The organism is Tenacibaculum maritimum NCIMB 2154 (assembly GCF_900119795.1).
Classification (GTDB): Bacteria; Bacteroidota; Bacteroidia; order Flavobacteriales; family Flavobacteriaceae; genus Polaribacter; species Polaribacter maritimus.
Genome location: NZ_LT634361.1, coordinates 2,625,915 through 2,646,141 on the forward strand (window position 1 = coordinate 2,625,915; position 20,227 = coordinate 2,646,141).

General features: G+C 31.3%; 17 protein-coding genes. 6 read left to right on the forward strand and 11 right to left on the reverse strand.

Annotated features, from left to right (window positions below):
- The first annotated feature begins 265 nt into the window (after nucleotides 1-265).
- Together MARIT_RS11745 and eptA are read left to right on the forward strand one after the other, a co-directional pair.
- Nucleotides 266-1,123, forward strand: coding sequence for a phosphatase PAP2 family protein (locus tag MARIT_RS11745; RefSeq protein ID WP_231975143.1), 858 nt, complete (start codon nucleotides 266-268; stop codon nucleotides 1,121-1,123).
- The gene (gene eptA, locus MARIT_RS11750) at nucleotides 1,104-2,633 is read left to right on the forward strand and encodes a phosphoethanolamine--lipid A transferase EptA (protein ID WP_100211604.1); all 1,530 of its coding nucleotides are present in this window, start codon (nucleotides 1,104-1,106) and stop codon (nucleotides 2,631-2,633) included. Before MARIT_RS11745 ends, eptA begins: the two co-directional genes overlap by 20 nt.
- A 591-nt stretch (nucleotides 2,634-3,224) precedes the next feature.
- Here eptA and MARIT_RS11755 read toward each other — a convergent pair.
- The 9 genes from MARIT_RS11755 to tssD form a co-directional block, all read right to left on the reverse strand.
- Entirely contained in the window at nucleotides 3,225-3,527 is a 303-nt protein-coding gene (locus MARIT_RS11755) for a hypothetical protein (RefSeq protein WP_100211605.1), read from the reverse strand.
- 195 nt (nucleotides 3,528-3,722) lie between these two features.
- The gene (locus MARIT_RS11760) at nucleotides 3,723-4,292 is read right to left on the reverse strand and encodes a hypothetical protein (RefSeq protein WP_100211606.1); all 570 of its coding nucleotides are present in this window, start codon (nucleotides 4,290-4,292) and stop codon (nucleotides 3,723-3,725) included.
- Between the two features lie 13 nt (nucleotides 4,293-4,305).
- Complete coding sequence (locus tag MARIT_RS11765; protein ID WP_100211607.1) at nucleotides 4,306-4,992, reverse strand: hypothetical protein; 687 nt, start codon at nucleotides 4,990-4,992, stop codon at nucleotides 4,306-4,308.
- A gap of 71 nt (nucleotides 4,993-5,063) precedes the next feature.
- The gene (locus MARIT_RS15540) at nucleotides 5,064-5,228 is read right to left on the reverse strand and encodes a hypothetical protein (RefSeq protein WP_157926274.1); all 165 of its coding nucleotides are present in this window, start codon (nucleotides 5,226-5,228) and stop codon (nucleotides 5,064-5,066) included.
- 179 nt (nucleotides 5,229-5,407) lie between these two features.
- Nucleotides 5,408-6,067 carry a hypothetical protein gene (locus MARIT_RS11770; protein WP_100211608.1) on the reverse strand — a complete coding sequence of 220 codons (660 nt, stop codon included), beginning with the start codon at nucleotides 6,065-6,067 and terminating at the stop codon, nucleotides 5,408-5,410.
- A 2-nt stretch (nucleotides 6,068-6,069) separates the two neighbouring features.
- Nucleotides 6,070-6,891, reverse strand: a complete 822-nt coding sequence (locus MARIT_RS11775) for a hypothetical protein (RefSeq protein WP_100211609.1) — start codon at nucleotides 6,889-6,891, stop codon at nucleotides 6,070-6,072.
- A gap of 68 nt (nucleotides 6,892-6,959) precedes the next feature.
- Nucleotides 6,960-7,526, reverse strand: a complete 567-nt coding sequence (locus tag MARIT_RS11780; protein ID WP_100211610.1) for a hypothetical protein — start codon at nucleotides 7,524-7,526, stop codon at nucleotides 6,960-6,962.
- A gap of 9 nt (nucleotides 7,527-7,535) precedes the next feature.
- On the reverse strand, nucleotides 7,536-8,939 hold the full coding sequence (locus tag MARIT_RS11785) for a peptidoglycan DD-metalloendopeptidase family protein (RefSeq protein ID WP_100211611.1): 1,404 nt from the start codon (nucleotides 8,937-8,939) through the stop codon (nucleotides 7,536-7,538).
- A 5-nt stretch (nucleotides 8,940-8,944) separates the two neighbouring features.
- Complete coding sequence (gene tssD, locus MARIT_RS11790) at nucleotides 8,945-9,697, reverse strand: type VI secretion system tube protein TssD (RefSeq protein WP_157926240.1); 753 nt, start codon at nucleotides 9,695-9,697, stop codon at nucleotides 8,945-8,947.
- An 801-nt stretch (nucleotides 9,698-10,498) separates the two neighbouring features.
- Between tssD and MARIT_RS15660 the strand changes: the two genes are divergently transcribed.
- From MARIT_RS15660 to MARIT_RS11805, 4 genes are all read left to right on the forward strand, one after another.
- Nucleotides 10,499-10,639 (forward strand): hypothetical protein, encoded by a 141-nt coding sequence (locus MARIT_RS15660; RefSeq protein WP_167381785.1) that lies wholly within the window; start codon nucleotides 10,499-10,501, stop codon nucleotides 10,637-10,639.
- Nucleotides 10,640-10,981: 342 nt separating this feature from the next.
- Nucleotides 10,982-11,287, forward strand: coding sequence for a DUF3892 domain-containing protein (locus MARIT_RS11795; RefSeq protein ID WP_100211613.1), 306 nt, complete (start codon nucleotides 10,982-10,984; stop codon nucleotides 11,285-11,287).
- A 1,151-nt stretch (nucleotides 11,288-12,438) separates the two neighbouring features.
- On the forward strand, nucleotides 12,439-14,871 hold the full coding sequence (locus MARIT_RS11800) for a DUF4114 domain-containing protein (protein ID WP_100211614.1): 2,433 nt from the start codon (nucleotides 12,439-12,441) through the stop codon (nucleotides 14,869-14,871).
- A 290-nt stretch (nucleotides 14,872-15,161) separates the two neighbouring features.
- Entirely contained in the window at nucleotides 15,162-17,597 is a 2,436-nt protein-coding gene (locus MARIT_RS11805; protein ID WP_024740369.1) for a DUF4114 domain-containing protein, read from the forward strand.
- 145 nt (nucleotides 17,598-17,742) lie between these two features.
- Here MARIT_RS11805 and prfA read toward each other — a convergent pair whose 3' ends face one another.
- A complete protein-coding gene (gene prfA / locus MARIT_RS11810; protein WP_024740370.1) occupies nucleotides 17,743-18,819 on the reverse strand; it encodes a peptide chain release factor 1 in 1,077 nt (358 codons plus the stop codon).
- A 146-nt stretch (nucleotides 18,820-18,965) separates the two neighbouring features.
- Nucleotides 18,966-20,144, reverse strand: a complete 1,179-nt coding sequence (locus MARIT_RS11815) for an AIR synthase related protein (protein WP_024740371.1) — start codon at nucleotides 20,142-20,144, stop codon at nucleotides 18,966-18,968.
- Nucleotides 20,145-20,227 lie beyond the last annotated feature (83 nt).

Genomic DNA, 20,227 nt, shown 5'->3' on the forward strand with positions numbered 1-20,227 from the left:
TACAAAGTGTATCTGCTTAAAATATCAGGGGTTGATTATTTATAATATACCCCTGCTTTTAAATAGTGCTAAAAATCAATTCTTCACAAAGACCATGCGCGCAAAACGGTAAAAAAGACCTTTTTTAGCTCTATAAAATACCGGACTCCCAATTTTTATTTTTAAAAATCTTCACAGGATTTATGCTAATTTATATTTATTTGTCGATTTTTGAAATCCCCTAAAAAGGAAAAAACTATAATTAAAAACCTTATAAAAAACAATTATGTTTAATATTCATCCATTAAACGAAAGTGTCGTTCGTAATTTCAACAAAATCACCTACCGTTTACTGCTCTTTCCGTTTGCATTATTATGCTTATTGAGTATTTTCTTTATTGCATCGTCAAACGATAGCAACTATGTCAACCATTATATGTATTTTCAAAAAGAAGCCTTTTTATATCTAAATAACAAACTAGCTACTTTTCCTGATATCGCATTTAATACAACCCAATTGGGTGATGTACTCATTTCTTTTCCCCTACTAACTATTTTTATAATATATGCCCCTAAGCTTTGGGAAGCGCTCTTCACAGCCTCCCTCCTTTCATTAGTGATATCTGCTAGCTTCAAAAAAATATTTTCCATACCAAGACCCGCCGCCGTATTTGATCATGATAGCTTTGTTATTTTAGGAAAAACATTAACAGGAAGTACCTCTTTTCCTTCTGGGCATTCCATTGCTACTTTTGTAGTAATCACAGTATTATTATTTGCCTTTATGCCTCAAAAAAATAGCACAAAACTCCTTTGGTCAATAAGTTTAATAGCATTGGGCTTGTTCATTGCTTCTTCAAGAGTTGCCGTAGGAGCACATTATCCTTTTGATGTGGTTGTAGGAAGTATACTCGGCTATATGATTGCCATTATAGGCATCAAACTCAATGCTAAAATAAATGGATTCATTTGGATTAAAAATCGCCGATACTATCCTTTTTTTATGCTTATTTTTATAATTTTAATGTTTTTAATCGGTCATAAAATAATTAAAAATAACATCCCTATATATTACATTTCATTCCTTTCACTAACCATTTCATTATACACAATAACAAGTTCTTATGTTAAGAAAAAAAATTAAACTATATTATTTTGCGCTCATTATTAGCCTTCTCAACTTGATTTTATATCATTTTGCTTTTTATCAATTCATTGTCAATCATATTGAAGTTGCAAGCTTAAATGGTATGGTATTGCTCATAAGCTTAACCTTATTGGCTATTGTGTTGAATGCCTTGGTATTTTATATAGGACTCTTTTTATTGGGGATTGTAGGAAAATGGCTCTTGGTACTCTTTTTTAATACCAATGCCATTGCTTTGTATTTTATAAATACCTATGGTGTGATTATAGACAAAACAATGATTGGTAACATCCTCAATACACGTTTTGAAGAATCTAGCAGCTTCTTTTCTCTTCCGTTAATTTTATATGTTCTTTTTTTGGGCATTATTCCTAGTGTCTTTCTTTTTAGATTCACAATCATCTCTGTAAAAATCAAACAGTTTTCCTTTCATGTACTCGCAGCATTATTTTTTTTACTAACGCTTGCTTTTGCCAATGCTTCTAATTGGTTGTGGATTGATAAACATTCAAAAACTTTAGGTGCTATTGTAATGCCTTGGTCATATGTAGTAAATACAATTAGGTTTTTTCAACATCAAAGTGAAAAAAATAAAACCCAAATTTTATTACCCAATGCTACTCTCAAAAACAATACAAAATCTATTGTTGTGCTTGTGATTGGTGAATCTGCCAGAAGTGCTAATTTTTCATTATATGGTTACCATAAAAAAACCAATCCCATACTTTCTACAATAAAAGACCTTCATGTATATCCTGCAAAATCAGCCGCTACCTATACCACTGCTGGTGTTAAGGCTATTTTAGATCATAAAGAAACAAACCAACTGTATGAAATCTTACCTAATTATTTAGATAGAAATGGAGTAGCTGTTATTTGGCGAACTACCAATTGGGGAGAACCTACGGTTAAAGCTAAAAATTATGCGAATAAAGAGGCATTAAGGGCTGCTTGTAAAAAACCAACGTGTTTGTATGATGAGGTATTATTACATGATTTGAAAACCGAAATACAAAATACTAAAAAAGATAAGATTTTTGTGGTGCTGCATACAAGTACGAGTCATGGACCTACTTATTTTAAGAAATATCCAGCGCAATTTAATCAATTTACTCCTGTATGTAAAAGTGTAGTATTGGCGGATTGTAGTCAAGAAGAATTAATCAATGCTTATGACAATACCATTCTTTATACTGATTATATACTGGCCAATGTAATTAAGGAACTAAGGCAGTTAGATGATTATCAAACCACTATGCTGTATGTTTCCGATCATGGGGAGTCTTTAGGCGAAAAAAACTTATACATGCATGGAATACCTATGGCCATTGCTCCTAAAGAACAAGTTGAAATACCTTTTATTGCTTGGAGTGCTACTGATAGTATCGTGTTTAAAGAGCCTTATGAGGTTTCTCAATACCATGTTTTTCATAGTGTTCTTGATTTATTAGCTATTGACAGCCCTATTTATAATGAGCAAATGAGTATTGTCAAAAAAAATAATTGATTGGTGCTGCTTTATAGCAGCATTGCATGTATAAAGGTTTGTAAAAATAGAAGGGGGAGGTATTTTTTTTATTTTTCTCTTTTAAAAAGGAGCTTTACAATACCTTAACGCCAAAAAACAGCTCAAAATCAACAATTTAACATACAGTCCTTTTTCTTTTGTTAAAAACAATAAAAAAAATTAGGAATACTTATTTTTTTTGTTGTATATTTGTACCAGTTATTCGGAGATATCCGAATACACTTTTTCTTTTTCATAGCAATTTTCCCGCTCAATTCTTTTGAGTGGGTTTTTTTATGCTTTTAGCCTAGCTCCCCTTCCTACCACATAATAACTTTATTTTTTTTCTAAAAAAATTAGGTTTTACTATTTTTTATTTCGTATATTTGCCTTAGTTATTCGGAGATATCCGAATACACTTTTTCTTTTTCATAGCAATTTTCCCGCTCAATTTTTTTGAGTGGGTTTTTTTATGCCTTTTATTCAAATTACAACAATCACTATGGTGGAGTTTTCCCATAAATTTTAGTAAGGAACTTTATTTTTTATTGAAGTATTTAGTAACCTCGCTGTCATGGTATCCCTCCTACTTTAAGAAGGATCTTTTGCTTTTTGACTCCTTTTTTCTGTACAAACTTTTAAACTACCCTCAAAAAGTTTGTACAAATTTTCACCTCCATCTTCACAATTATCAAAATCTGAAAAATATTTTTTATTACCTACTAGAATTTTAGCGAAGTGAAATTTATCCATAGCGTTAATTATTTTTTGGTCAGTCTTTTTTTCCCACTTATATATAGTATCAACACTCTTGCCATTAACATGTTCTGAACTTGGAAAACACGAACCTTCAGAAAAGCAACTTCCAGTAGTGGTTATCAAAAACCTCTTCATATTTTACCTCAAACCAATTTTGATGAACAGGCTCGGCATCCATAGCTATATAAAAAGGACTGGTTTTTCCTTCGGCTTTGTTTAAGGCGTCTTTGTAGCTTTTATCGGTATGATTGTTAGAAGATGCTAATTTTATTTTACAAATAGCGTGGTTTTCGAAATCTTTAGCATTAATTATAACATCTTGTATTTTATTTAATCCGAAGTAAAACTGTCTATTTCTTTGATAGTACTAATTAATTTCTCCTGTTTTAATAATAATTCTTTTTGAGAAAAATCTTGATTTTTTAAATAAATTGTTTCACTTTTTTTTAACAAAAAAGTGTCTATATAAGATACAGTTTCTGATTCATCTTTAGTGTCATACTTTGTTCTTTTTTCAACTACAAAAAAAGCTTTATTTAAACTATCCTTATAAATAATGAATGTATTAGAAACTCTAAAATCTTTGTCATAAAAACTGGTCGTGTACTCTATCTTTTTTTCTTTTGTTTCCATATCTTCTAAAACTTCAATAAAAACTGTCTTATCGTCTTTTATAAAATCCCCACCACCATTTGGCTCAAGAGTTTCAGATATATCAATTTTTTTAGCTCTATCAATAAATTCATTAATAAAGAAATCTTTTGCTTTTTTATTAAGTACTATTAACGAGTCTTCGGTAATTAAACTTTTATCCAGAGTTAATGAATTTATATCAGTTCTTTTCTTAAATTTACAATTAAATAGTAATACCAACAGTGTAAGTAATATATATTTTTTCATCTGCATAATTTAATTATTTAAAATTAACTTTGAACTGTCTAGAATGTAGATGGTGGTGATGACCACTTAAATGGTCGCACTTTTTGAGGAGTTGCTTTTCTTTTTGCTCTTTCTTTAACTCGAATTTATAACTGTAAAATTTTGGCCAACCAAATTTCACAAAAGCATCAATTAACTTTTCCTGTCTTGTTATATCTAATTTTTTTGCACCCTCTACAGTATCTATATGAAGACTTGCTCCTGTTTTATCCTTTCTAAAATATCTAAAATCTCCGTGTTTACCATTAACATGTGTTTTACTAGGGAAGCCATGATTATCTTTACTAGTAAAACCAACTATAACTATATCCTTATATCCAACTCTTGCTATCGCTCCTAAAATACAAGCAAATGCATTTGGATGAATATAGGGTCTTGTTCCATCTGATTTAAGACTAAACTTCAAATTAACACCTTCATTATTATAGTCTTTACTAGATATCTTTATCAAAGGTGTTTTCTTTCCTGTTTTTACATATTTTCGAATTTTACCTGCTTCTTTTCCTTCTTTAGTACCTTCTATTACTATTTTATCATTATAAGTATACTTATTTCTTTTGTTACTTATTATTTGCTTTTTTGTATATCCTGAAGGAACTGAAGTAGTGGTTTTACCATTTTTATATTCATCAACCTCAATAATATCATAAGTATCTTTCAAATCATGTTTTTTACCATCCTTATCGTAGTAGACATATTTTACTTTAGCCTTATCTTTTAAATCTACTTTATCTATCTTTCCATTATAATAATGTAGGCTTCCCCTATTTCGGCTACTTCCTTACTCTTCAACTCAAACCAATTCCCTTCACCATAGTACCAAAGGTTGGGTCTATTATCAAAAACTTCTTCATAAAATACTTCATACCAACTTTGGTCGGCAGGTTCGGCATCCATAGCTATATAAAAAAATGTTTTCTGTAATTTATTTAATAATTTCTTAGACTAATTTTTCTATTTATTTTAGCTATTGTTAATTCAAGATAATTTTATGTAATCAGTTTTAAAAACTAACCTTATAACAAGCGATTTAAATGTTTAAAATTTATGCTAAACCTATACTCATTTAACAATACCTATTTTAAATTACCAATTACGAAAGATGATAAGGAGTCTTTTTTATAAATATATCTATCTATATACTCAGTGAAGCCAGAGTTTTTAATTTTCCTTATTTCTTTGTCTAACCTCATTATATATTTGCTTTTAGCATCTAAAAAAATACTGTCTGTTACAAATAAATTATTTGTGTTTTTCCATAAGAATATCTTATCGTTATTAAAAAATAATGAATCCCCTTCAAATATAGCATCATCATTGTATTTTCCTTCAAAAACACATATCAATTTACTTTTTTCATAAAAAAATAAATATTCTTTATTTATTTTTTTAGCATTAAAATATATTTCCTCTCTAGGATATTTAGGCGTATTCCAAGTAACCAAAGTACCATAATCATAATCAGGATGTCCATATACATCACTATTGTCATCTAAAGGATCTTCAAGAAAACCTTTTTTTAATTTTAGTTGAGTACTTTTATAATCTCCAATTAATTTCTTATTTATTTTTTTAGGAAATATAGATTGATAATTAGGTTTTGCTATTGCATATTTCGGAATAAATAAACTATCATTTTTCTGTTTTTTTGCTATATTCTTTTCTGATTTTTTTTCTTTACAAGAAAACAAGAGAGCAAGAAAACAAGAAAATAAAAAAATAAAATTGTTTTTCATAATTATTTATAATTTGGATTAAAATTTTCTTTACGAAGGTGTAAATGATGATGATGATTAGCTAAATGAGTAGTATGACTCTCTTTAAGTCTAAAAGTTTTTTTATTTAATATAATATCATAACTATAAAAACTACTCCAGCCAAATTTAATTAAGGCATCAATAAACTTCTCTGTTCTATCAACATCTAAATCATCAGGATTAGTGTCTATGCGTAAAGAAGCAACCTTTTTATCTTTTCTTAAATATCGAAAGTCTCCAGCAATACCGTTATAATGTGATACGCTTGGAGCTCCCGTACCATCTTTTGAAGTAAAGCCATTTATAGCGACATCTTTATAATCATTTTCTGCTAACGCTCCCAATAAACAAGCATAAGCTTCAGGATTTATATATTCTCTATCCGTATTATCTTTAAGTGTAATCTTAATACCATTTTTATCATAAGAAATAGGTAATTTCAATTTAATTAATGGTACTTTTCCTATATCGTATTTATAATATCTGACATCTTTTCCTACTTTGATTTTTTTCCACTCTTTTTTGTAAATTGAAGAGCCCTTCTTCCGTTTTTGGGCTTTAATAACATCAAATGTTCCTAAATTATGTTTACCACCATTTTTATCATGATATACATAGCTAACTTCTTTTAAACCTTTAAAATCCAATTTACTTATTTCTCCTGTATGGTAAATATTCAGAATATTATCTACCTTCAACTCAAACCAATTCCCTTCACCATAATACCAAAGGTTGGGGCGATTATCAAAAACCTCTTCATATTTTACCTCAAACCAATTTTGATTAGCGGGCTCGGCATCCATAGCTATATAAAAAGGACTGGTTTTTCCTTCGACTTTGTTTAAGGCGTCTTTGTTTTGTTCTAGAAAAATTAGCCTTCAAAATCTTCGCAACTATGATTTTCTAATTTGAACATTTCTTTCTTAGTTATATAGAAGTTGTTTATTCTGAAATCTTCTATTTCTTCAAAATTTTTATTTAATACAATATTATAGATTGGAGTTGCTTCTATTTTAGTTAAAAACAATATTATTTCTTTGTTATTTTGAACAAAGTATATTTCATATCCTTTATTAATTTTATTGATTTTATTAATTTTAAAAACTCTTTTTTTAGCTGTTTCACATATGTTTCTCAAAATTAAACTGTTATTAATAAATTTAATATTAGCTATATCACAAGAATAACACGCACCAGAAAAATCATACATATATTTTTTTAAAGGGTCTTCTTCTTCTTCATTAACAGATAAGCCTATCATATCTTGATTTAAAATTTCTTTTAAATCAAAATCTAAATCTTTATTATTTTTTTTCCTTTTTTTTACATCTGTTTTTATTAACTGAATTCTGTCTTTCTCTTGTTGTATAGTTTTTTCTTTTGTAGTTGTTTTACAACTAAGAAAAAAAAATAAAATGATAGAGGTAATATATTTCATAATAGAAGTTTATTTAATTATTTTTTTTGACTTTGAATTGTTGTAGGATTCTTCTAATAAAGGAAGAGGATCTATTAAGTCTTTTCTTCTTTGAAAACTTCTGTTTTTAGAATAGTTAGATGATTTTGCATACATCATATCACTATATTTTACAGTTTTATCTGTTAACTTACCTGTTGCTTCTCCTGTATACATTTCAATATGTAGCATTCCTCTTTTATCTGATTTAGGTTGTTTTATATTTGGTATTAAAAGCCCTACTTCTGCAATTTTATCTCCTTTTTTTACTTTATCTCCTTTTTTTACCTTAATGTTATTTTTACTAACTTCTCCGTATCTAACATATAATTTTTTTCCTTTTTTGTACTCGTAGCTGTGTTCTATTTCAATAGCCCAAGTATCGTAGTAAAAAGCATAAACACTTTTTACAATTCCATCGTCCATAGCATAAATTGACTCTCCAACTTCATAATATAAATCTCTAGCAGCATGAATACGATTAGAAGGTCTTTTATATCCAAAAGTAGGAGCTTTTTTTTCATGCAAAGTATAATCATAAGGTTTATAATCATTATTTTTAAAACCATCAGGGTGATTTAGAGGTATAGTTTTAAAAGGAAATAGTAACCCGCCTTTTTCTAACTCAAACCAATTCCCTTCACCATAATACCAAAGGTTGGGGCGATTATCAAAAACCTCTTCATATTTTACCTCAAACCAATTTTGATTAGCGGGCTCGGCATCCATAGCTATATAAAAAGGACTGGTTTTTCCTTCGGCTTTGTTTAAGGCGTCTTTGTATTGTTTGTTTTCTTGTTGGTCTGTAGATTGTAAGGTGATTTTAGCAATGGCATGATCTTTAAAATCAGCTGCATTGAGCGCATTACTTTTTTGGGAAAACTCACCAACAACCGCCTTAAAAGCAAATACTTTTTTATTATTTTGAGTTACATATATCGGTTCTTTCGTTGTTGTTAGTGCATCGGTATCTCCTCCTTGTTTTAGGTTTAAAGTTATTTCTCTATCTGGCATATATTGTGTTTGTATAACAATATATACCTCCTCTCCTAATTGCGCACTGGTTCGTTTGGTAAATTTAATACTTTCCTTTACCAAAGCAATGTCTATACAGTCGCCTTTAGTATAATTGCTTTTACTTAATGCTGCTACAACCTGTTCTAAGCTTGCTTGTTGTTTATTAATGAGTTTTCCTTGTAGGTTTTTATAAATTATTTTGGCTATTTTACGTTTTCTTTTTTTAGTTCCCGTGTTATTATTTCCCTTAAAAGTATAAGAAATAGCCTCTGTTGTTTTTTCGGTACTTACAATTTCTTTTTTAGCAAAATAAGCCGTTTTTACCGTTTGTACTTTTATATCGAGGGAGTTGCTAGGGCGTACTATTAAATTTTTCATAGTGTTTAATTTGTTAAAATTTCTCTATCTTCTTCTTGCTGTGCGACTACTTTTAGCTTTATTTTATGGGTATTGGCGGTAATATGAAAGTTTTTAATACAATCATCTTCAATTCGTTCACCATTATATATAAAATCTTTGGTATGATTGCTAAGGTCAATAGTTATGATTTGTCCTATTAAATTTTGAGTGCTTACTACTGCATATATTTCCTCTCCTGTAGTGGGGTTGGCTTGTGTATTCCCTTCTAAGTCCGTATAAAAACACTTCATTCGAGGCCTCGTATCCTCCATGCTTTGAGGTTTGTATTCGTGCCTAGGAGTCCAAGACTCATTCCAAGATTTAATTAATGGAGGTAGGTTTTTAAAATATTGTATAGCAGCAGAAAGCGTTAGCTCAGTAATCATTCCCCTTTGTACATCAAAGTACTCCTTATAATAAATAGGCAAGCAATCAACTAACTTATATTTAAAAAGGATTTGCCCATCAAAATCGTCTTGATAAAATACCACTTCGGCATTTTTTAAAGTATATAGGTTATAAGGATACGCAATCGTTTTATCCTCCATTCTATGTGTAAACATCCATTTTAAAATATGATCTTCCTCTCCTTTGGGTGTAAAAAAAACAGTAACATACCCGCCAAGAGTTTCAGTAGCTGGTCTTCCTGTTTTTCGAGTATAGCGCTCGTATTCTACCAATACATGTTGTAGTATTCTCTCTACATTTCCAATATATAATTTAGCAACAATAGGCATTCTTTTACTTTTTAATAACAGTTTTTCTTCTTCAAATGTATTTAAAAAAACAATAAAAAACAAAAATCTAAAAATAAAAATACAAAGGCTAGTGTGTTTTAAATGAGCGGCTTTTGATTCACAGCGTATAACTACGTATTCTTATAAAAGTACAATTACGTAGCACCAAAAACAAAGTAACAATATTCTTTATTTTATTTGTTTTTTGTTTTTTTTGAAAAAGATTAAACACATCTCTTTTAGTTATATAAATTGGGAGGCTTCCTTTTTTGTACAGCGTTTTTTTCTCCCGTAAAAACACTGTACAAGATTTCAACGTCATTTTTTGTACAGCGTTTTTTTCCCTCGTAAAAACACTGTACAAGATTTCAACTTCGTTTTTTGTACAAGGTTTGGAACGCCTTCTAAAAAGTTTGTACAGATTTCCCTTAAAAATCAACGAGTTACATATAAATATTAAATTTATTTGGATTTTTTTATAAGAGAACTGCAATTTTTATCTTGATATTCGAGGTAATACATAGGCTTTTTAGGAAGGTAGTAAAGAGCTTTCTCTTTATTTTTTGAAAGAAAAACGAGGCAAAGAAAGCTTTGCTAGCTTACTACTTATTGTAGTATCTGTACGTTTTAATCACCGCCTTTTTATTGTAGAAGCTGGTATTCTTTTTTGACAATTTGCCTTATAAATTTGAATTACCTTCCAGATACCTTTTTAACTAAAAACGAAGCATAATGGGTGTCCGTAATAAAATAGCTATACGAATAGATACTTTTGTTTTATCATTTTAATAAACTAAAAATATGAACACCTTACAAGCAATCAAACCAGGACCAAAGCCTAAAAAAGAAGATGGTACTCCTGACAGAAGAAGACGTGTTACCCCTGAAACCAAACCTAAACATCCTGATTTAAAACCGCATAAACATAAGACGGGCGATTGATCATTGCTAATTTTTAAAACATTTATTAATTAAAAAGTACATAATGGCATTTACTGAGGAAAAAATTCAAGAAATATAGGAAAAAGGCACTCCTATTCCTAAATTCGACCCTAATAAATTTAGAAAAGATCAATGCGATGCATGGATCTTTAGAGACCAATATGGTAACAGAGATTCAATATATGGTTGGGAAATCGACCATATAACACCTCTATCCAATGATGGCGGCAACGAAAATTCAAATCTTCGCCCTTTGCAATGGCAAAATAACATTGCTAAATCTAATGGAAAACTAACCTGTGCAATCGTTTCAAAAGGCACTAAAAACATAAAAAAATAACAATGGCAACATATGGAATCTCTGGAGCATGGGAAGATGCTACTGGCGCAATAACTCACTATACCCTTCATCTAATCATCAATCATCAAATTCGTAAAGCTTCAATAGAAACAAAAGCTGATGTAATACAGCTTGTAAACAACCCAAAAAACACTGTTAACACTTTAACTTGGGATTATTCCTCTTGTAATTGGAAATATGGTAAAACAGTACATACAGTTACCAGAAATAACGATACCTATTTAAGATCTGGTCCTAACAACCAACAAACTGATAATTTGAAACACCTAATTCATTATCTAATTTAGTACCTATCAATTCGGAGCATTCTTTTAAGTTTCAAATGAATACATCTGAGATATAAAAAATAAGAAAAGCTACTTTAAGAAATTGAAGTAGTTTTCTTATTTCTAAATGGTATAAAAATTACTACTTATGCAGTACGCCCCTGCATACATGTTTAATTTTTAAACCTATAAGAAAAAATAATAGTGGAAGTAAAAGGGCTAGTATGTTTTTTATTTTTCAGCTTGTTTTGATAAGAAAAGTTTTATTGGACGCAGAAACATCAGTACCTTTTAAATCTTTAATAAACGTGAATTCGCCCCCCTTAAACAATACTAAAAAAGAGTACAATTCACTTAAAAAAAACAACTATATCCCAATCACAAACAATTATTTTTCAAGTAATTTTCAACAGAAAATAGTACTAAGAATCAATACCGCTATAAAAATATTCTTCATACCAATTGTACTCTAAAACACCCTCCATCTTATAAAATGTTAATCCGAGTGCTTTTCAAAAGAAAAGGATATCAAAAACTGTATTAATTATAAAAATTTCCAATACCTATTGCAGTTTACAAGCTTGAGTGAATAGCAACACACTCGAAATAACAATCGCTTTTTAATAGAAACTCCATAGTGAATAAGCCCCCGCTTATTTTATTATTGAATCCACCTTTAAAAAAGGCGTATTAAAAAAGCTGTATTCGTAAAACCATTTTTAATCATAACGTTCCTAAAAAGAATGTTCTTTCCATCAACAATGTCCTTCTTGATTAATTTTGATTGTTTATTTAAACGTCCCACAACCAAATGCCAATTTCAAGAACACTTTTAATAGTAAATCATATTTAAAAATAATTTAGTAACTAAAAGTTTTACCACTACAAACATACTAACAAAAAACGAAAATACACAAACAATTACTAACTTTTTTCTTTTTAAATTCATATAAAACTAAAAAACAAAAACATTATTCGCTATTTCAAAACACTCCCCTCTCCTTTCATGCCGCTATATTTTCTTAAAACAACACTACAAAAAAATCATTGACCTCCACAAATCTCAACTCATACACAACACATTTTACCGACAATACACTAGGGCTTCACCGAAAAAAGAAACTCAAAAAAGAACTAACCAAGTAATTTTAAAGCTCTAAAACCCTCTAATTATGAAAAAAATACTACTATCCACAATACTCTTTTTAGCAAGCTGGTGTTTCACTGCTCAAAATTACAATTACTTAGGAACCTATACCGCTGACGGCACTCCTAATTACCTAGAAACCCCTGGTGATGATGTTCCTGCATCAACCCTTGAGCTAATTAACAATGCCCTCCCCGAAACCTTTCAAGTACCTACTTACAATCCTCATTATATTACCTCTGGTTATGATAGCGATATTTACGTAACACAAACTACTGACGTATATATGACCTTTGTGGATGAAGGTGCTGGGTTTAGAAATGTCATTGGTTTTTACACTTATGATATTAACAACCCTCCTGCAACAGCTCCTTCTGATGAAGAAATTACCATCATATTTCCTAACAACTCCAAATGGGGTAGCGGTGGTGGACTGCAAACAGGTGACAAAGTTAAATTGGGTACTTTTAATGCAGGAACAGGTATTGGCTTTATACTTATTAGTAATGGATGGGATGGCAATCAGGTTACTTATGGGTATTGGCGATTGTATTCAAACCCTAATTTTAATCCCGAAACCGACGTTTCTAAAAGGCACCATAACGTATTAATTAAAGACAATGATAATGAGCTTATTATTTTAGGATATGAAGATATTCATAGAGAACACTCTTGGTGCGATCATGATTTTAATGATGCTTTATACTATATTACTGCAACAAATTATACAGATATTGCTACTACAAATATTGTAAGTTCTGATACTTCTACGGATGTATATTCTGCTAATTTAGGTGGTTTTGAAAGTAAAGGCGATTTATCTGGTAAAATGGCTTTGAAAAATATTAATAGATTAAAAACAAACAAAAAAGCTACTGCTAAACAACAGCAACAGCTATTCAATACACATGCTAGAAGTGAAAATGATTTGGCGATTTATTTTCCTGAAAACGGAATGTTTGAGCTGGAAGAGGCTTATATATCTACCTCAACAGATCTTATAAACTATGCCAATGCCACTAATGTTTTTTCTGTAGATTATTATCTGGATGATGAAAGGGTATCTGCTGCTTTAGTAACAACTACCGAATCTAAAATATACGACCATGCGAAACATATTTGTGATCGCTTAAACGGATCTACCTTAAAAGATGTTAGAGCAGTTACTATCAATGGGCATCGGATGATCTTTTCTATCATAGAGAGAGATAATGGCTATATTGAATATACTGTAAGTTTCTCCATTTTGCAAGGGGATACTGAAAATAAACTACTCAGCCTATGGAATATTGGAGACTATCCGACGGGTGCTTATATGAATTTTCAAATATGGGGAAAATCCATGGGACAACTATCTCACCTCATCAATCATATTATAACGAAATTAAGCGCACAAAAAACACTGGTTTCTGCAAGCAATATAACGCAGCATATTCCTACTGTATTTATTAGCAGTGCTACATACAAGAATAAACAATTACAACTTGATTTTATTAATAAATCAGCTACAAACAATATTACTCTTAATGCTAATATTAGAAATACTGAGCAACTCGATTTTTATAATATCAATCAAGAAATTAGTTTAACAGGAAAATACAATGAGTCTATAACTTTTGAAACTGGATTTATGTTTGATGGTGGGTTTGCCATTTTGAATAAAGAGAATGCTACTTATGACAATGTATATTTGGCTGATGGAACTTGGGGAATTGATTATAATGCGGATAAAACAACCGTAAACTCCTATGTGATTCATGAACAAATAGACGCGCTTAACGAAACGGTATATCAAATGGAAAGAGGCGCTTTGGTAGATGCTACTACAACAGGAACGTTTAACCTTTTCAGATATCCTTTGCCTGGTGATTTGGCACTAAACACAGAAGACTTTAATAGCATTCAGTTAAAAATTAAAAACAATGCGCCTGTTGTAATTTCGTTAGTTACTCCTGATATAAATGATTGGGAAGATCGATGGACTTATACCATTCCTGTACATGAAGAAGAAGAGCTCATTAGCATTCGCTTTGATGAATTCAAGAACCAAGCAGGAAGCAATAATGGCAGTATCGATGCTATCAAAATGATCATGCTTTCTGTACACGGAACTGAGGAAACACCTGTTGATTTTAATTTGGATGTTAATGAGGTTGCTTTTGCTAATAACACACTACTATCAACAACAACATTTGACCTCAAAAAGCATGCTGTTTTTAACACCCCAAATCCGTTTAAAACAAGCACCATCATTCACATTCCACAAGAATCCAATCGCGTAACACTGGAAGTTTACGACCTTTTAGGACGCACTATTTACAAGGAGGTTTTGAATACACTTTCTAATAAAAAATCTATTCAATACCAATCTTCTAAAACCAATACCGGTCTCTATTTTTACAAATTGACTGACGATGCTAATAATATCTTTAAAGGCAAATTTATGACGGTTGATTAGCTTGTAAAAAAAAACAATACGTATAGCAAAGTAATAGCCTTTGGGTTATTAAATATGAGAGGGCGAAAAACTTCACCATTTTTGGTGGAGTTTTTTTATCGCAATACAATTCAAAAAACTGCAATAAAAAATATAAAAAACTAACTTACAGATAAATAACAACAAAAAACCCCTAAAAAAGAGCTCGACTCCAACTAACATAAGTTCGTCTAAACATACGTACTATTAACCGAATAAGCCTAAACACAAAGGAACATATGAGTAGTTTTATACTTCTAAAACGATGTATTATGAGAAAATTTTTACTTTTTATTACCCTTAGCATTGCCATGCTTGTAAGCGGTCAAAACTACAATTATTTAGGCACCTACTCTTCTAATGGAACTCCCAACTATTTAGAAAATCCTGGCGATAATGTATCTGTATCTACCTTAGAACTTATTGACAATTCTTTGCCTGGAACTTTTGACATTCCTACTTATTTTCCCCATTATTTAACCTCTAATTATGATTATGACATCCATGTAAACCAAACTACAGATGTATATGTAACCTTCGTTGAAGATAATGTAGGGTTTAGAAATACATTGGGCTTTTTTACCTATGATGTAAACAACCCTCCTACCTCTCCTCCTGCTGATGAAGAGGTAACCATCATTTTTCCGAATGCATCAAGATTGGGCTTTGGTGGTGGACTTGAAATTGGCGACAAGGTAAAAATAGGTACTTTTAATGCAGGTACTGTGATTAGCTTTGTACTTTTAAGTAACGGATGGAATGGTAGTGAGGTTACTTATGGTCATTGGCAACTGTATTCGAATCCTAATTTAAACTCAGGAACCGATCCTACTTTAAAACAACAAACTGTTTTATTAAAAGATGATGCTAGCTCTCTTATTGTATTGGGGTATGAAGATTTACATAGAGATCATACCGACTGCCAATCTGATAGCGACTTTAATGATGTGATATTTTATGTAAGCGCCTCTGAATACTCAAATCTTACAACTACGAATATTACGAGTGCCTCTATTTCATCTGATGTGTATTCTTCAAACTTGGGTGGTTTTGAAAGTAACGGAGATTTACCAATGGCTATTGCTGAAAAAAACATGGTTCGATTAAAAGAGAATAACGAACTTGATAAAAAAGAAATACAGCCTACATTTAACCTAAATGCTTACAAAGCAACGAATAACTTGGCTGCTTATTTTCCTGAAACAGGAATGTATGATCTAGAGGAAGGACGTATTTCAACTTCATCAGATCCTATAAATTACTCCAATGCTACAGATGTTTTTTCTTTAGATTATTACCTATATGGAGAGCGTGTTTTAGCCGGATTTGTAACCACTACTGATGCGCGTATATACGACCATTCAAAACATACTTGCGATCGTTTAAACAGATCAGAATTGATAGATGTTAGAACTGTGTTGGTAAATGGTCACAACATGGTGTTTTCTATCATAAAAAGAGATAATGGTTATATAGAATACACTCTTAGCTTTTCTGTTAAAAAAGGCGATGTTGAAAATACACTCTATAGTTTTTGGAATATCAGTGATTATCCTGAAGGAGATTATATCAATTTTCAAATATGGGGTAAAACAATGGGGCAAGTTGCAAACCTAGTCAACCACATTACCAACAAATTGGCGGAAGAAAAAGCCTTGGTATCAAATTTTGCTGAAAATACGATTCCTACAGTAATTGTATCTTCTGCGGCTTATAAAAACGAAAAGCTTGTACTTGACATTATCAACACCTCAGGTACCAAAGAAGTTCGTGTTGAAGCTAGTTTAAGAGAAGCAGAACAAAACAATCATTATTCCATGAAACTTCCTATCCGTTTATCAGGAAATTATTATGAAACGATAGAAATAGCAACAGGATTTATTTTTGATGCTGGTTTTTCTCTAATTAATGATGAAAATAATACGAAAGATAACTTTTACGTTGCTGACGGAACTTGGGGTATTGATTTTGCCACGGACCAATCATCACTTAATAGTTATGTTGTTTACGAGCAGGAAGAAGCATTGAATACAGCAATCTATCAAGTAGAAAGAGGTGTAAGTTTATCAGGAAATACCAAGGGTACTTTTAACCTTTTCAGATATCTTTTACCTGGAGATTTATCATTAAACACCAAAGACTTTGATGGAATTCAACTGCTTATGAAAAATGACCATCCTGTAATGATTTCACTAGTTCCTTCCAATATAAATGACTGGGAAGATAGATGGGTATATACAGCACTTGAAAATACTGAAGAAACACTTGTATCTATCAAGTTTAATCAATTTCATAACCAACACGGCATGAACCCTGGTAGTATTGACGATATTAGAATGGTTATGTTTTCGGCTGACGGAACGGAGGAACATCCTATTACATTCAACTTAACCGTGAATAATTTAGCGCTACACAACTCAGCAGCTTTATCTGTAGATACTTTTGAAGTAACTACTAAAGAAGCTTTTAACTATCCAAATCCGTTTACAGAAAGTACTACTTTTAGCATTCCTAAAGCTTCAGAAAGCGTTCACTTAGAAGTATATGATATTTTAGGAAGAACTGTTTATCACAAAACGCTAAAGACATTATCAGACAGAAAATCGGTAAGGTATGACGCTATTGAAACTACAATGGGAATTTACTTCTACAAAATAACGGATGATAAAAACAATACTTATAAAGGAAAATTTATGATCATAGACTAATTAACACTCTTATATATACATCGCAAAAAAGGAGCTGATTTTCTCAGCTCCTTTTTTATAAAAAATATATTCGGTTACTTGTGATTCCTACCTACTTTAAAAGGGTCTAAAAAAATACTTTTAATTTCAGTAATTTCAAATGGTATTAGATGGTTTCTCCTAATTCTTTCAATTTAGAAGTATTTTCAACCATCATTAACTCATCTATAATCTTTTGAATATCTCCATTTACAATATTAGACAAATCATATAATGTCAATCCAATTCTATGATCTGTAACACGGCCTTGTGGATAGTTGTAAGTTCTAATTTTTGCAGATCTATCACCTGAAGTAACCATGGTACCTCTTTTAGCAGCATCTGCTTCTTGCTTTTTAGCCAATTCCATATCATACAAACGAGAACGCAATACTTTAAACGCCTTCTCTTTGTTTTTATGCTGCGACTTTTGATCTTGACATTGCGCTACCAACCCTGTTGGTATATGTGTTAAACGAACTGCTGAATACGTAGTATTTACCGACTGACCTCCTGGTCCTGAAGAACAGAAAAAGTCTATACGTACATCTTTTGGGTTGATTTCTACATCAAATTCTTCTGCTTCTGGAAAAACCATACAAGTAGCTGCGGAAGTATGTACGCGTCCTTGTGTTTCTGTTTGCGGTACACGCTGTACACGATGTACTCCTGCTTCAAACTTTAATGTTCCATATACATCTTCTCCAGACACCTCAAATTGGATTTCTTTAAATCCTCCATTAGTACCTTCGCTAAAATCTACTGTAGATACCTTCCAGCCTTTACTTTCACAATATTTAGTGTACATTCTAAATAAATCTCCTGCAAAAATACTTGCCTCATCTCCTCCAGTACCCGCACGCAACTCTACAACAGCATTTTTAGCATCTTCTGGATCTTTAGGAATTAATAAAAACTTTATTTCTTCTTCCAATACCGGAATTCTTTCCTTAGCCTCATCTAACTCCATTTTTGCCATTTCTACCATTTCAGCATCACTTCCGTCAGCTAGAATTTCTTTAGCTTCTTCTATGGAGTTTAATAAAGATTGATACTCTTTTGTTTTTTCAACAACCTTTCCTAAATCTTTGTATTCTTTATTTAACTGTACGTAACGTTTTTGATCAGAAATAATATCTGGCTGAATAATTAAATCTGAAACCTCGTCAAAACGTTGCTTTACTATCTGTAACTTATCTAACATCTTACTCTTTTCTTGGAGTGCGAATTTACAATTTTAATTTTATATCTTTTACGGAAATTCTTGTTATTCATATAAGCACCCCCGCATATGGTTTCTTTCTTATTGGCATGACTACCTACAAACAGCTACATAAAAAACTGTTCAAATTAGTATTCAAACGTACCAAATTCACTTTGAATGGTTAACTTTTTAGTATCAGAAGCCACTACCTTTCCTACCACCTTAGCCGCTACGTTAAACGATTTAGAAATAGCAATAATATCTTCAGCAACTTCAGGAGTTACATACAATTCCATTCTATGCCCGCAATTAAATACTTGGTACATCTCTTTCCAATCTGTTTTTGATTGCTCTTGTATCAATGTAAACAATGGCGGCACTGGAAACAAATTGTCTTTTATAATATGTAAATCATCTACAAAGTGTAATATTTTTGTTTGCGCCCCTCCTGAACAGTGAATCATTCCATGAATAGTGCTAGAAGTATATTTGGCTAAAATTTCTTTAATAATTGGCGCATAAGTTCTTGTTGGTGACAATACCAATTTACCTGCGTCCAATGGCGTTCCACTTACCTCATCTGTCAATTTTACATTTCCTGCATACACCAAATCAGCAGGCACTGAGCTATCAAAACTTTCTGGGTATTTTTCAGCTAAATACTTATGAAATACATCATGACGAGCAGAGGTCAATCCATTACTTCCCATACCCCCATTATATTCCTTTTCATAACTTGCTTGCCCAAAAGACTCCAAACCTACAATAACGTCTCCTGCTTTTATATTGGCATTATCAATAACATCAGCTCGTTTCATACGTGCTGTTACTGTAGAATCTACAATAATTGTACGCACCAAATCACCTACATCAGCAGTTTCTCCCCCCGTTGAATGAATCGTTACTCCAAACTTTTTCAAATCTGCCAATAACGCTTCCGTTCCATTAATAATTGCAGACAGCACTTCTCCTGGAATATTACTTTTATTACGTCCTATTGTAGAAGACAACAAAATATTATCAGTAGCCCCTACACATAATAAATCATCAATATTCATAATTAATGCATCTTGGGCAATTCCTTTCCAAACTGAAACATCTCCAGTTTCTTTCCAGTACATATAAGCTAATGACGATTTCGTTCCTGCTCCATCTGCATGCATCACCAAGCAATAAGCATCATCATTAGTTAAATAATCAGGTACTATTTTACAAAAAGCTTTAGGAAACAATCCTTTATCTATATGTTTGATAGCGTTGTGTACATCTTCTTTAGATGCTGAAACTCCGCGTTGTGCGTAGCGTTTAGAAATTTCTTGACTCATTGTGTTGTGTTGTTGTTTGACAAATTTACTTTTTCTTTTTGAGTTTACCCCAGTTCTGATTTGAAATTACCCTAAAAGAAAAT